Origin of the sequence: Enterococcus sp. AZ080, from assembly GCF_051714945.1 — a bacterium.
Lineage (GTDB): Bacteria > Bacillota > Bacilli > Lactobacillales > Enterococcaceae > Enterococcus_B > Enterococcus_B pernyi.
The window spans coordinates 2,075,200-2,089,627 of the sequence record NZ_JBIOSV010000001.1 but is presented as its reverse complement, the minus strand read 5'-3'; the positions used below and the strand labels follow the sequence as shown (position 1 = coordinate 2,089,627).

At 39.2% G+C, this 14,428-nt stretch carries 12 protein-coding genes and 1 other annotated feature; of the genes, 11 read left to right on the top strand and 1 reads right to left on the bottom strand.

Annotated elements, in window-relative coordinates; all coding sequences use genetic code 11:
* The first annotated feature begins 53 nt into the window (after nucleotides 1-53).
* The 8 genes from zapA to IGK01_RS09795 all read left to right on the top strand — a co-directional run bounded on the left by zapA (nucleotide 54) and on the right by IGK01_RS09795 (nucleotide 10,430).
* Nucleotides 54-488 carry a cell division protein ZapA gene (gene zapA, locus IGK01_RS09830; RefSeq protein WP_010734832.1) on the top strand — a complete coding sequence of 145 codons (435 nt, stop codon included), beginning with the start codon at nucleotides 54-56 and terminating at the stop codon, nucleotides 486-488.
* Nucleotides 489-517: 29 nt separating this feature from the next.
* Nucleotides 518-1,066 (top strand): CvpA family protein, encoded by a 549-nt coding sequence (locus IGK01_RS09825; protein ID WP_010734833.1) that lies wholly within the window; start codon nucleotides 518-520, stop codon nucleotides 1,064-1,066.
* Between the two features lie 109 nt (nucleotides 1,067-1,175).
* On the top strand, nucleotides 1,176-3,536 hold the full coding sequence (locus IGK01_RS09820) for an endonuclease MutS2 (RefSeq protein WP_023520061.1): 2,361 nt from the start codon (nucleotides 1,176-1,178) through the stop codon (nucleotides 3,534-3,536).
* Nucleotides 3,537-3,621: 85 nt separating this feature from the next.
* Nucleotides 3,622-3,936, top strand: coding sequence for a thioredoxin (gene trxA / locus IGK01_RS09815; RefSeq protein ID WP_010734835.1), 315 nt, complete (start codon nucleotides 3,622-3,624; stop codon nucleotides 3,934-3,936).
* 266 nt (nucleotides 3,937-4,202) lie between these two features.
* Nucleotides 4,203-5,981, top strand: coding sequence for an excinuclease ABC subunit UvrC (gene uvrC / locus IGK01_RS09810; RefSeq protein ID WP_023520060.1), 1,779 nt, complete (start codon nucleotides 4,203-4,205; stop codon nucleotides 5,979-5,981).
* A gap of 142 nt (nucleotides 5,982-6,123) precedes the next feature.
* The gene (locus IGK01_RS09805; RefSeq protein ID WP_010734837.1) at nucleotides 6,124-7,023 is read left to right on the top strand and encodes an ABC transporter ATP-binding protein; all 900 of its coding nucleotides are present in this window, start codon (nucleotides 6,124-6,126) and stop codon (nucleotides 7,021-7,023) included.
* Nucleotides 7,016-8,278, top strand: coding sequence for an ABC transporter permease (locus IGK01_RS09800; RefSeq protein WP_010734838.1), 1,263 nt, complete (start codon nucleotides 7,016-7,018; stop codon nucleotides 8,276-8,278). Before IGK01_RS09805 ends, IGK01_RS09800 begins: the two co-directional genes overlap by 8 nt.
* Before the next feature lie 253 nt (nucleotides 8,279-8,531).
* Nucleotides 8,532-10,430, top strand: coding sequence for a fructose-bisphosphatase class III (locus IGK01_RS09795; protein ID WP_062804874.1), 1,899 nt, complete (start codon nucleotides 8,532-8,534; stop codon nucleotides 10,428-10,430).
* A 96-nt stretch (nucleotides 10,431-10,526) separates the two neighbouring features.
* Here IGK01_RS09795 and IGK01_RS09790 read toward each other — a convergent pair whose 3' ends face one another.
* Nucleotides 10,527-11,246, bottom strand: coding sequence for a gamma-glutamyl-gamma-aminobutyrate hydrolase family protein (locus IGK01_RS09790; protein ID WP_010734840.1), 720 nt, complete (start codon nucleotides 11,244-11,246; stop codon nucleotides 10,527-10,529).
* A 215-nt stretch (nucleotides 11,247-11,461) separates the two neighbouring features.
* Nucleotides 11,462-11,509: a sequence feature (sodium ion sensor (DUF1646 type); this cis-regulatory element may regulate processes involved in with the transportation of sodium ions), on the top strand.
* Between the two features lie 108 nt (nucleotides 11,510-11,617).
* Between IGK01_RS09790 and IGK01_RS09785 the strand changes: the two genes are divergently transcribed.
* From IGK01_RS09785 to IGK01_RS09775, 3 genes are read left to right on the top strand one after another with little or no spacing between them, the layout of a single operon-like run.
* A complete protein-coding gene (locus IGK01_RS09785; RefSeq protein ID WP_023520058.1) occupies nucleotides 11,618-11,941 on the top strand; it encodes a hypothetical protein in 324 nt (107 codons plus the stop codon).
* Nucleotides 11,928-13,922: a V-type ATP synthase subunit I gene (locus IGK01_RS09780; protein ID WP_438840705.1), complete on the top strand. Its 1,995-nt coding sequence runs from the start codon at nucleotides 11,928-11,930 to the stop codon at nucleotides 13,920-13,922. Before IGK01_RS09785 ends, IGK01_RS09780 begins: the two co-directional genes overlap by 14 nt.
* 23 nt (nucleotides 13,923-13,945) lie before the next feature.
* Nucleotides 13,946-14,416, top strand: coding sequence for a V-type ATP synthase subunit K (locus IGK01_RS09775; RefSeq protein ID WP_010734843.1), 471 nt, complete (start codon nucleotides 13,946-13,948; stop codon nucleotides 14,414-14,416).
* Nucleotides 14,417-14,428 lie beyond the last annotated feature (12 nt).

Here is a 14,428-nt window from a genome sequence, read left to right as displayed (position 1 = left end):
AACTATATGGTACACTAGTTAATATTTTTGGCAATAGGAGGAGACAGATTCATATGGCACATGAAAAAACACGCTATAAAGCGGTGATTGCGGACCAAACGTATACTATTATCGGGCAAGAATCAAAACAGCATATGGATATGGTCACAAAATTAATCAATGAACAATTAGCTGAACTGAAAGAATTGTCCCCTCAATTAGACAATGAACAAGCAGCTATTTTATTAGCAGTCAATGCATTTTCCGATCAATTGAAAAGACAGGAAAAAAATTTGAATTTAATAAAAGAAGTCACAGAACTGAAACAAAAAATGGTGAGATTCACAGAAATGGAAAATCGGATCAAACGAATCGAAGCAATTGAAAATGAAGCACGAGCAGTATTGAAAGAAAATGGAAGTGACCATGAAATCAAGAATCATGTGGAAGCACAACAGATTCTAAATGAAAAACGAAAAGGTCAAATCAAACAAAGATCTTCGAATTGATATTATTATAGAAGAGAAAGGAAGAATGTATGCTTAGTCTTTTGATTTTATTTATTTTGCTGATTGCATTTTTTTCTGGAGCCAGTCGTGGTTTTGCGCTACAGGGAATTTATCTGGTTGGCTATTTTGTCTCATTTCTAGCAGCACAAACCTATTACAAAACATTAGCCAATCATCTGCAATTATATATTCCTTATCCTGCGGTAACCGCCAATTCTAACTTAGTTTTTTTTGATCAAGCTTTTTCATTTAAACTAGATGAAGCATTTTATGCAGGGGTGGCTTTCTTGATCATTTTATTTGTTGGTTGGCTAGTCACACGATTCATTGGGGTATTCGCTCATGGGTTGACATTTATTCCTGTACTAAAGCAATTAGACTGGGTGGCTGGAGGGGTTTTATCCGTGATCATCACCTATATTTCGTTGGTTCTAGTTTTACGTTTACTAACATTTATTCCGGTAGGATTTATCCAAAACCAATTTAGTGGCAATAATCTTGCAACATTTATGGTTGAACGAACACCTATTTTAGCAAATAAAATATATGATCTATGGGTGACACAAGTGATTAACTAAGTAAGAGATGATTTTTTGTCAATGACAGAGGCTATGAAGATGTTGGTTAGTCTTGAAGACTGCTTAGCCATCTATCGGCCTCTTTTTTAGTGAAAGTAAGGTGAAAAAAATGAACAAACGCATTCTAGAAACATTAGAGTTTGAAAAAGTAAAACAACAAGTACGACAGTTTGTGATCACAGCACAAGGGCAAGAAGAATTAGCCCAGCTTGTGCCAGTGAATGAAGCAGAGACAATCAGATATTGGTTGGAAGAAACGGAAGATGGACTAAAAGCCCAACGATTGCGTGGCGGCATCCCAATCCCCAAAATAGAGAATATCCGCCCACATATGAAACGGATCCAAATCGGTGCGGATCTTAATGGGGTCGAGTTAGCACAAGTTTCTCGTGTCTTATCTACTACTAGTGAGTTGCGACGTTTTATTGATGATTTAGCAGATAGCGAGATTGAGTTTGCGCGTCTTTATTTTTGGACAGATCAATTAGTCGCTATCCCATCCTTGAGCCGTCGTTTGAAAGAAGCAATCGATGATGATGGACGAGTGACGGATGATGCCTCTCCAGAGTTGAAGACGATCCGCCATAATATCCGTAGAAGCGAACAAGCAGTCAGAGAACAATTAGATGGGATCGTTCGTGGGAAAAATGCCAAATACCTAAGCGATGCCATCATTACGATGAGAAACGACCGCTATGTTATTCCAGTAAAACAAGAATATCGTGGTGTGTTTGGCGGAGTCGTCCATGATCAAAGTTCTTCGGGACAAACACTATTCGTTGAACCAAAACAAGTCGTGGAGTTGAACAATCGCTTGCGTCAATATCAAATTGCCGAACGCAATGAGATCCAACGTATTCTAAGTGAGTTGTCGGCGGAGTTGGCTCCTCATCGCCAAGAAATCATCCACAATGCGTATGTCATTGGAAAAATGGACTTGATGAATGCGAAAGCACGCTTTGGGAAAGAACTAAAGGCAATCGTACCGACGATCAGTATAGAAAACATTGTTGATTTGAAGCAAGCCAGACACCCATTGATCGATCAAGAAAAAGTCGTACCAAATGATATTTCGATTGGGGAAAACTATCAAGCGATCGTCATTACTGGACCAAATACTGGTGGGAAAACCATCACGTTGAAAACACTGGGCTTATTGCAATTGATGGGGCAAGCAGGGTTACCGATCCCGGTGGATGAAGAAAGTCAGATCGGGATCTTTGAAGATATTTTTGCTGATATCGGAGATGAACAATCGATTGAGCAAAGTTTATCGACCTTCTCCTCACATATGACAAATACCGTGGATATCCTTTCCAAAGTTAATGAAAAAAGCTTAGTTTTATTTGACGAACTAGGTGCAGGGACTGATCCTCAAGAAGGAGCAGCGCTAGCAATTGCTATTTTAGATGATCTAGGAAAGAAATCTGCCTATGTGATGGCAACAACACATTATCCTGAACTGAAAGTGTACGGCTACAATCGTTCGAATACCATCAATGCAAGCATGGAGTTCAACGTTGACACCCTTAGCCCCACATACCGCTTGTTGATCGGCGTGCCAGGTAGGAGTAATGCCTTTGAGATTTCAAGTCGTTTAGGATTAGACAACCAAGTCATTGATGAAGCCAAGCAATTGATGAACGATGAAAGTCAAGACTTGAATGAAATGATCACTGATTTAGAGAATCGTCGAAAAATGGCAGAAACAGAGTATTTAGAGATGCGTCATTATGTCGATGAAGCGCAACGTCTGTACAATGATTTGAAAGAAGCTTATAGCTACTTCTTTGAAGAGCGCGAACAAGAAATGGCGAAAGCCAAACAAAAAGCCAATGCACTTGTTTCTGAAGCAGAAGAAAAGGCAGAAAAAATCATCGCAGATATTCGCAATTTACAAAAACAAGTGGGGCAAGGTACGGTCAAAGAGCATCAATTGATCGATGCCAAATCACAGTTAGCTAACTTGCATCAAGAAGAACAATTAAAGAAAAATAAAGTCTTGAAAAAAGCGAAAGAACAGAAAACATTGAAACCAGGTGACGAAGTACTCGTGACGACTTATGGGCAACGTGGAACATTGTTGCGCAAAAATGGCAACCAATGGCAAGTGGAGATCGGTATCTTGAAGATGAACGTTTCGGAAAGTGAATTGACACCGATCGCTCCCCAAAAAGAACCACAACAACGAGTGATCCATACGGTTCGCTCAGATGCGCATTCGACAGTCTCCAATCAACTTGATCTTCGAGGGAAACGTTATGAAGAAGCATTAAATGAAGTCGATCTATATTTAGATGCGGCAATTTTGGCTGGCTACCCTCAAGTGACGATCGTTCATGGAAAAGGCACAGGCGCACTAAGAACCGGGATCACCGATTATTTAAAAAATCATCGTAGCGTCAAGAGCTTCGATTTTGCTCCTGGAAATCAAGGGGGCAATGGTGCGACAATTGTTAAATTTAAATAAAGCTTACTAAAGGTAAGCAAATAGCTCGAATCTAGGTACCAATAGTGCTATACTTAGAATAGACTAATAAATGGAGGTCTTTGATATGGCTCAAGTAATTACAGATGCAACATTCAACGAAGAAACAGATAAAGGGTTAGTTTTAATCGACTTTTGGGCAACTTGGTGTGGACCTTGTCGAATGCAAGCGCCAATTTTAGACCAGTTAGAAGAAGAATATGACGAAGACGAATTCAGAATCGTGAAGATGGATGTTGATGAAAATCCTGAAACACCACAACAATTTGGGATCATGAGTATTCCAACATTACTTTTGAAAAAAGACGGCGAAGTAGTAGAAAAAGCAATCGGTGTTCAATCAAAAGATCAATTACGTCAAATGATTGCCCAACACTTATAAGATTAAGTAACTAACACATCAGACTGAGACAACAATCATATGGATTGCTGTCTCGGTTTTTTTGCGACTAATCAAGTCATGAAACTGAACAGAGAAGTGGAACAAAAAAGTCATAGATGAAGAGAATAGTATCTATTTTTGGAGACAAGATACTTAAAAATTTATACAATAAACTGCGCAAAATTTTTCTTATGTCTCTTCGCTTGATACTTCTCTCTCAACCTCTGTTATAATAGCGATATCAGAAATATAAAGGAGCAGTCACCATGAATGAACGAATAAAAAATAAACTTGCATTACTTCCTGATCAGCCTGGCTGCTATTTGATGAAAGACAAAAACGGCACGATCATTTATGTGGGAAAAGCCAAAGTCTTGAAAAATCGCGTGCGTTCCTATTTTACTGGAAGTCATAACACGAAAACGGAGCGATTAGTCAGTGAGATCGAGGACTTTGAGTACATTGTGACAGAATCCAACATTGAAGCATTACTGCTAGAAATCAATCTGATCAAAAAGAATGATCCAAAATACAATATCATGTTAAAGGATGATAAAACTTATCCTTTCTTAAAAATCACGAATGAAAAATATCCTCGTTTGGTGATCACTCGTAAAGTATTAAAAGACAAAGCCTTTTATTTTGGCCCTTACCCGGATGTTGGGGCTGCGAATGAAACAAAAAAGATTTTAGATCGTTTATTCCCATTACGGAAGTGTAAACCAAGTCAGACAAAAGAACCTTGTCTTTATTACCATTTAGGTCAATGCTTATGTCCCTACTATTTTGATGTAGATCCAGCGGAATATACAAGTATCGTGAACGAAGTCAAACGCTTTTTGAATGGTGGTCATGAGACGATCGAAGCTGAAATCAAAGAGAAAATGGCTAAGGCTGCAGAAAATATGGAATTTGAAAAAGCAGCAGAGTATCGTGATCAAATCAGAGCTATTGAAACGATCATGACAAGACAAAAAATGACAAACACTGATTTGATTGATCGAGATGTGTTTGGTTATGCCATTGATAAAGGCTGGATGTGTGTCCAAGTATTCTTTGTACGTCAAGGAAAGCTGATTGAACGAGATGTATCGATCATTCCTTTTTATAATGAAGCAGAAGAGGATTTCTTAACATACATCGGGCAGTTTTATCAGGAAAATGAACATTTCATTCCAAAAGAAGTGGTGATCCCTGATACGATCGATCAACCGAGTGTTGAGGCGTTATTATCGACAAAAGTCATCCAGCCCAAACGTGGTGAGAAGAAAAAATTAGTCGAACTAGCCAATAAAAATGCAAGGGTGGCATTGAACGAACGCTTTGATTTGATCGTGAGGAAACAAGAACGAACGATCGGAGCGATCGAGCGCCTTGGTAATGCGATGAACATTCCAGCACCCATTCGGATCGAGTCTTTTGATAACTCTAATATCATGGGAACCGATCCAGTAGCGGCGATGGTGGTATTCATCGATGGAAAACCAGCAAAAAAAGAATACCGTAAATACAAAATCAAAACGGTCGTTGGACCAGACGACTATGCTTCGATGCGAGAAGTCATCTACCGCCGCTACGCACGTGTGATACGAGAAGAACTGCCCTTGCCTGATCTGATTTTAATCGATGGGGGAAAAGGGCAAGTCGATGTAGCGAAGGATGTACTGGAGAATCAATTGGGAATCGATATCCCTGTCGCTGGAATGGCTAAGAATGATAAGCATAAAACCAATGAGTTGTTATTTGGGAATGAATTAGAAGTGGTTCCGCTTGAACGAAATTCACCAGAATTCTTTTTACTGCAACGTATCCAAGACGAAGTCCATCGCTTTGCAATCACGTTTCATCGTCAGTTACGTAGTAAAAATAGTTTTGCATCGCGCTTAGATGAAATTGAAGGGTTAGGGCCAAAACGAAAAAAAATGTTGTTGAAAGAGTTCAAATCGTTAAAAAACATCACCGCTGCGTCAATTGAGGAGTTACAAGAAATTGGTCTACCAAAAAATGTCGCACAAAATGTTTTCGATAAACTGCATAAAAATTGAACTGAGGGCGCTTTACAAAACCTGTAAAGTGTCCTATCATTTTCATATGTACAATAAAAAACAATAACATAAGTTCTTATGTATATGTTATTTTATATCGTACAGTAAAGGATAGAGGAATTTAGGATGAAGGAGTGAGAAAATGCTAGAAGTAAAGGATTTGGTTAAGACATTTGGCAGTTATACAGCTGTTGATCATGTTTCTTTTCAAATACCTGATGGGAAAATCATGGGATTGATTGGGCAAAACGGGGCAGGAAAAACAACGACTTTTCGTTTGATTTTAGATTTTTTGACGCAAGATCAAGGAGAAGTACTATGGAACGGCCATCATTTGAGTGAAAAAGATTATGACATCATTGGGTATTTACCTGAAGAACGAGGGCTTTATCCCAAGGTATCGATCCAAGAACAGTTGATCTATTTTGCCGCATTACGGGGAAAAACAAAAAAAGAAATTGAACCTAAGATCGATTTTTGGATGGAGAAATTTCAAGTAAAAGGGAAAAAAACAGATAAAGTTAAGTCCTTATCAAAAGGAAATCAACAAAAGGTACAACTGATTGCAACACTGATCCACGAACCCAAGTTGATTATTTTAGATGAACCTTTTAGTGGGTTGGACCCAGTGAATGCTGAGCTACTTAAAGACGGGATCATCGAATTGAAGAAAAATGGCTCTTGTGTCATTTTTTCTAGTCACAATATGGATAATGTTGAAAAGATTTGTGACCACTTGATCATGCTTCGAAATGGGGAGATGGTACTAGATGGGAAAGTCCACGAGATTCGAGAAGCATTTGGCAGAACAAAGCTATTTTTGGAGTCTGGATTGTCACAACAAGAAGTAGAGGAAATCGCTGGGGTCCAAAAAGTGGTTCTTCGTGAGGATCAATCGTTGGAAATCACGTTGGATCATCCAGATGTAGGGAAAGAAATTTTTACCCGTGCGACACAATTTGGCTATATTCCAATGTTCAATCAACAACCGCCTACTTTAGAAGAAATCTTCAAGATGAAAGCAGGTGAACTACATGGGTAAATTTTGGATCATCACAAAAGATGTCTATTTGAAAAATGTCAAATCGATTTCTTTTATTATTATGATATTAGTCCCGTTTGTTTTGATGGGTGTGATTTACTTAGCAGGTAATTTTGCTCAACAAAACAGTGAAACAGATAAAATCGGTGTGATTGCTGAAGACCAACAAATCACTGATTATTTGAGTCAATCCGATATGGGGGATTTCCACTTTGAAGCTTTTTCATCGGAGGATGAAGCCAAAAGTAAGTTATCTGACGAAAAGATCGATGCGTACATGGTAGTCACGACAGATAATGGAGAAGTATCCGGAGAATTATTTAGTGAAAACTCATTAGGCCAAGCAACACAACTGTTGATCCAACAGCAGTTGACTGGTTTACAGTCAATGATGCGGGCAAGTAGCTTAGGGATCTCTCCTGAAGAAGTGGCTGCATTAAGTCAACCGGCTGGATTTTCACGACAAAAAGTCAGTTTTGACGCCAATGGTGAAATGACGATAGGAGAAGATAACTCAGCTGTTCAATATGCAGTCAGTTATGTCGCAACGATCATTCTATTCATCATCATCTTGACGTATGCACAGATCATCGCGCAAGAGATTGCTTCAGAAAAAGGGACAAGAATCATGGAAGTGATCTTGTCTAGTACCACTGCACAAAAACATTTTTATGGAAAACTAACAGGAGTTCTGCTAGTGGCAGTCACTCAAATGGCTTTATACGGTATCATCTTTGCAGTAGGATTCAACCAGTTCAAAGATATGGAAATCGTTAAAAGTGTACTGGATGGGATTTCTTTGGATAGTATTTTTGGGCCATTCTTATGGTACTCTTTACTATTTATGTTCTTTGGGATCTTGATCTACGCCGTGTTAGCTGCCTTATGTGGCTCACTAGTCAACAAAGCCGAAGATACAGCAAAAGCGATTTTACCAGTGACGTACCTTTCTTTAGGTGGTTATATGCTAGGATTGATCCTTGGTGCATCTGATCCGAATAATATCGTGATCCGCATCACTTCATACATTCCATTCCTATCTTCATATATCATGCCGATCCGCTTGGCAAATGAAACGGTTGAAATAAGTGGCGTATTGATTTCTTTGATCGTTCTAGTGATCATCACATTCGTATTGATGTTCATGTCCGCAAATATGTACAAATCAAACGTGCTTGTTTACAGTGAAGGTGGTATTTGGACGTCATTGAAACAATCGATTTCAATCATGAGAAATGAACGCAAAAAGAAATAAATGTTGAAGTTGTAACAGAAATATTCAATGATGAGAAATAAGCCGAGACGCCCGAAAGGTGAAGAACAATTTTCGGGTGTCTCGGCTTATTTTCGTAAGAGTTGCTTTTAGACGTATACCTAGAGTGCTTTTGTTTGATTTGAAAAATCCACGATTTTATATGTACCTATTTTTTATTTAGTAAAGTAATTTTGTTGTAAATATCCATTGTGTGTCCTATAATTTTAGGTATACCAATTTTGGAGGCGTTTGGATGGATCAATATTTAGAATTATTGTCAGAAAAATTCCCAACAAAAGAAGAAGTCATTACGGAGATCATCAACTTAGAAGCAATCCTACAACTACCAAAAGGAACCGAATTATTTTTAAGTGATATCCATGGAGAGTTTCCAGCATTTGATCATATATTGAGAAATGGTTCAGGGAATCTACGAGAGAAAATCAAAGATTTATTTCAAGATTGTTTAAGTGAAGAAGAGATGAAACGATTAACGATTTTTGTTGCATATCCGGAATACGCATTAGCGACTGACTGGTACAAAAAACAAGACAAAACAACGTTGATCCATCAATTGATCGAGTTACTGCGATTCACTTCTGTTAAGTATACGAGATCAAAAGTAAGAAAAGCCTTGCCTAAAGAATATAGTTATATCATTGAGGAATTATTGTATGTCGATGATCGTGTGCAAGGGAAAAAATCTTATGTGAGTAAAATCGTTGATCAGTTGCTTGAGATGAATGAAGAAGAGCGCTTTTTAAAAAAGTTAGCGCAGACGATTCAACGAATGGTGATCGATCATGTCCACGTGGTCGGAGACATCTTTGATCGGGGGACACAAGCCGCCAAAGTGATGGACCGCTTGATGGAGATCCATTCAATCGATATCCAATGGGGCAACCATGATATTTTATGGCTGGGGGCATATTGTGGCTCGGAAACTTGTTTGTTGACCTTATTGCGTATCGCTGCGCGGTATAATTATTTATTCGAGTTGGAAAAAGAATACGCGTTGAATCTGCGTTCCCTTTGTTCGTTTGCGACAGAAACTTATCAAACAAACCCTTTGTTTACACCTAAGAATAGCCAAGACGCAACGGAACGCGAGAGAGAAGAGATGGAGAAAATCCATCAAGCGCTTGCGATCATGCAATTCAAACTAGAATCGCATTTACTGAAACGACGACCAGAATTTGAGATGGCGGATCGGGATATGTTAGCGAATATCGATTATGAAAAAAATGAGTTGTTTCTGGATGGTCAAAAGTATACGATCCATCACCCATGTTTCCAGACGATTTCTGCGCAGGAACCGGATCGTTTAACGGCAGACGAACGACGAGTGATCGATATGTTGCTGTATTCTTTTCAACATTCACTCCGAATGCAAAAACATATGGATTTCCTTTTAGAAAAAGGTAGGATGTATCTTGTCACGAACCAAAGTATCTTGTTTCATGGCTGTATGCCGGTAGATGAACATGGTGAGTTTCTAAGTTTTAAACTTGGGAGTGAGACGTATCAAGGGAAGCAATTGATGGCATTTTTTGAAGAACAGATTCGTGAAAGTGCTAAATCACTGAAGAAAAAAGAAGACCTAGCGACTGATTTGATTTGGTACGCATGGAGTGGGCCTTACTCGCCGTTGTTTGGTAAAAGTAAGATGGCTACGTTTGAGCGTTATTATTTAGCAGAAAAAGAAACGCATGTGGAAGTCAGCAATGCTTACTATCGATTACGAGACAAAGAATGGTTGAGTCAAAAAGTAAGGCGTGAGTTCGGTGTACCTGTCTATGGTTCAGTGATCATCAATGGACATACACCAGTCAAAGTGAAAAAAGGGGAGTCACCAATCAAAGCGGACGGAACAGTTTTCGTGATTGACGGTGGTTTATCAAAGGCCTATCAACGAACAACGGGTATTGCAGGGTATTCGTTGCTATGTAACTCTTATGGCTTTCAAATCGTGACCCACTACCCATTTTTAGGCATCGAGGAACAATTTGAAACAGCCAATGGCTTGGCAGAAGTCAAAAAGGTCATTGATCAACAGTTGCCACGAAAATTAAATCGTGATACGACAAAAGGGAGCGAATTGCAGCGACAAATCGAGCAATTGAAACAGCTGCTTGAGTATCGTAGAAGTTAACTGCAGATCGATGTTCCTTGCATAAAATGAATGAAAGCCCGTCTAGCCGAAACAACATGTTCCTGCTAGACGGGCTTTTCATTTCGTTTATAACGATCATAATGATTGTACAAAATAATCAAATAATTTTTGATCGAGTGGATTTTTTTGGTGAATAAGCTCAGGATGCCATTGAACACCAAGTATTCGTTGGTTGGATCCTTTACTTTCAACAGCTTCCACCAATCCATCAGGAGAATACGCTGTTGCTTTTAGTGTAGGAGCAAGATCCCTGATTGCTTGGTGATGATAAGAATTTACAAAATAAGAAGTAGGTAATACTTCGTGGAGGATACTATCTGGTTCGACTGTGATTTCATGCGTAGCAAATTGTGGGGGAGTTGGTTGTTGTTCATGTTTCACTGACCAATTTGGATATAACGTAAGGTCTTGGTAAAGATTCCCCCCTAACGTTACATTCAATAATTGCATCCCACGACACACAGCTAAGATCGGTTTATTTTGTTTTAATGCTTCATTGATCAACGCCTGTTCAAATAGATCCCGATTCAGGTTTGTTTCTGTCAATTTAGGGTGAGGCGCTTCGTTGTAGAACGAAGGACTGACATCCTGACCGCCAGCTAGGAGTAGCTTATCGACGAGCTGAATGTAGTCACGAGCGCTTTCTGTGGAAGAAATAGGGAGAAGCAAAGGCAAGCCCCCTGCTTGCTGTACCGCATTAACAAAACCTTGCGGGGTGTAAGTGACTTGATTTCCTTGAAATGTTTCTGTAGCCCGCAGTAATTGATTGGCCGCGATACCAATTTTTTGATGCATACGATTTCCTCCATTCATAAACTACTTCTATTTTAGCAATAGTTTAAAAAAATTAAAATATTTGTTTTGGAAAACGTACGTAATTATATAATAGGTAGAATGTTTCTAAAGTTGCTCATTTACTGTCAGTTATGAACTTTCTGAAAGGAAAAAGGGATCTGTTAGTTGAAATTTTACCTGAATTTGTTATACTTGTAAGTAAGAAATATATAAATGGTTGGGCGCAAGCTTCAAGGATCTAGTTCTTCAAGGGGTGAGAAGAACATTTTTTTGAAAGTGCCTAGATTATCTGAAGTTATTTTTAGAGGGACATACTTTCAATGAAAAAAGAAAGGATGTCCCTCTTTTTTTAGAGAAAGGAAGTAGGGAATGTGCTAGAAGCCTTAGAAAAAATCAAACAAGCTGAAAAAGAAAATGAACAAGCGATGAAAAAGCTTCAGCAAGAGTTAAAAGATTATAAAGAAGCAAAAGCGGTCGAATTGGATCAACTTCGTGCAAGTCAAAAACAACATTTGGAACAGTTGCTTGAAGAAAAAAAACGAGCGGAACAGCAAAAAGCGATTGCTGAAAAAAATAAATTGAACGAAGACGCTAGACGATTGCAATCCATCGTACAAGAACAATATGAGAAGCAACGTCAGCAAGCGGTTGACGCGATCATTGAAAGGGTGAAAGAAACCTATGGCCGTCACTAAGATGGAAAAAGTGACTCTTATTTCCGATAAACAAAATCAGGATGCCTTATTACAAGCAATCCAAGGCATCCAAAATGTAGAGATTCGCGATCTTTTTCAAGAAACGACAAATAACCAATGGGTGGATACTTATTTTCCTAAGGCAGCGATTTTTGAAAAAGAACCGATCGTCAATGCGCTTACTAGTCGGATCATGCAAACAAGAGAAGCTGTTCAGTTCATTGATCATCATGGGGACAAGCAACAAAAGAAACAACACCTCAAACGAAGAGAAGTGACCTTGCAGGAACTAGAAGCAAATTATTCGGAAGAAGATTTTACGAAGCGTTTAACTGAAATATTAGGCTTGAAGAAACAATGGGAAACATTAGCAGAACAACGAGAACAACTGTCAGAGCAGGAAGACTGGTTGACACATTGGGCAAATCTGGATGTTATACCGCAAAGCTTTAGTAGTCACCAAACAACAGTTGAGATGGGAACGATCAGTGTTGCTAATGCGACAGAATTTAGAGAAGCATTAGCAAAAGTTCCAGAGGTCTATGTGGAAGAAGTCAGCGAAACAGATCACTTCGTTTACTTGACTTACGTGGTGCTCAAGACTTCAGCATCTATTGTCGATGAGATTGCTACTCGTTATGGTTTTGTCAAAGAAGCATATCCTTATGAGCAAACGCCAAAAGAACAGCTACAGGAAATCAAGCAAGAGTTGCAAGCTTGTTACGAAGCACAAAAACAATTAGCGATCAAAATCGGTCGTTGTAGCAGTTACATCCAAGAATTGGAATGGGCAGAAGAAATTTTCTTGGCAATGGAAGAACGAGAAGCAGTGAAGGATCGATTTGTCATGGCGCCTTACCTGATCGTTGTCCAAGGATGGGTCGGCGAGGACGAAAAGCAAGAATTGATCCGGCAGGTAGAAAATACGTTGTCTGCTGATGAAGTCTTTCTTAGCTTTGAAGCGCCCACCGAAGAAGAGATCGATCAAGAAGTACCAACGAAATTGAAGAACCATCCAATCGTGGCACCTTTTGAAATGCTGACGGAAATGTACAGTTTACCTAAGTATCATGAAATTGATCCGACACCATGGATGACGCCATTTTATCTTGTCTTTTTCGGGATGATGGTGGCTGATATTGGTTATGGTTTACTCATGCTTATAGGCGCAATCATTGCGCAAAAATTGTTGGTATTACCTCGAGGGATGCAGCGATTTGCTAAGTTTTTCGAAATCTTAGCGATTCCGTCGATCATCTGGGGATTTATTTATAGTTCCTTCTTTGGACAAGCGTTACCGACCGAAGTATTAGGTATCCACTTACCCTTCCCGTTGTTGTCTACAACAGATGATGTCAATACGATTTTAGTCTTGTCTGTCATTTTTGGGCTTATCCAAATCTTAGTAGGATTGTTTCTTGCAGCAAAAGAGCATATCAAGCGCAAAGATTACGTGGATGCGATCAATGATGGATTTGCCTGGCAAGGGATTTTAGTGGGAGTCGTCCTTTTATTACTTGGTAGTATGATCGTCAAGAACCCGATTTTTGTTTACCTAGGTGCAGGATTAGCGATTTTATCAGCGCTATGTATTTTGGTCATTCCGATTTTCCAATCTTCATCCAAAGTCAAAGGTGCTGCAAAAGGAGCCTATAATTTGTATGGTTTGACTGGTTATATCGGTGATCTAGTGAGTTACACACGATTGATGGCTTTGGGGATCTCTGGTGGGAGTATCGGCGCTGCCTTCAATATGTTGGTTGCTTTCATGCCGCCAGCCGCGCGCTTTAGTGTCGGGATCTTATTGATCATCGCTTTACATGTGTTGAATATGTTCTTGACCTTGCTTAGTGCCTACGTGCATGGCGCGAGATTGCAATATGTCGAATTTTTCGGCAAGTTTTATACCGGAGGCGGACGGGCCTTCGATCCACTGAAAACAGCGGAAAAATATGTCAATATCAATCATAAGAAAAAGTAAAAAAATTGGAGGAATTTTAAAAAATGATGGATTACTTAATTGCTCAAAATGGTGGAATGGTGTTTGCGGTATTAGCGATGGCAACAGCCACGATCTTTTCAGGGATCGGATCAGCGAAAGGTGTGGGGATGACTGGTGAAGCCGCAGCTGCATTGACGACAAGTCAACCGGAAAAATTTGGACAAGCGTTGATTTTACAATTACTTCCCGGAACACAGGGACTTTATGGCTTCGTAATCGCCTTCTTGATCTTTATCAATTTAAATGCAGATATGTCGGTTGTCCAAGGGCTGAATTTTTTAGGCGCATCTTTACCGATTGCCTTTACAGGATTGTTTTCTGGGATTGCTCAGGGGAAAGTATCTGCTGCAGGTATCCAGATCTTAGCGAAAAAACCAGAACACGCAACTAAAGGAATTATCTTTGCCGCAATGGTTGAAACTTACGCAATCTTAGGCTTCGTTATTTCTTTCTTATTAGTATTGAATGCTTAAACAAGGAGGAAA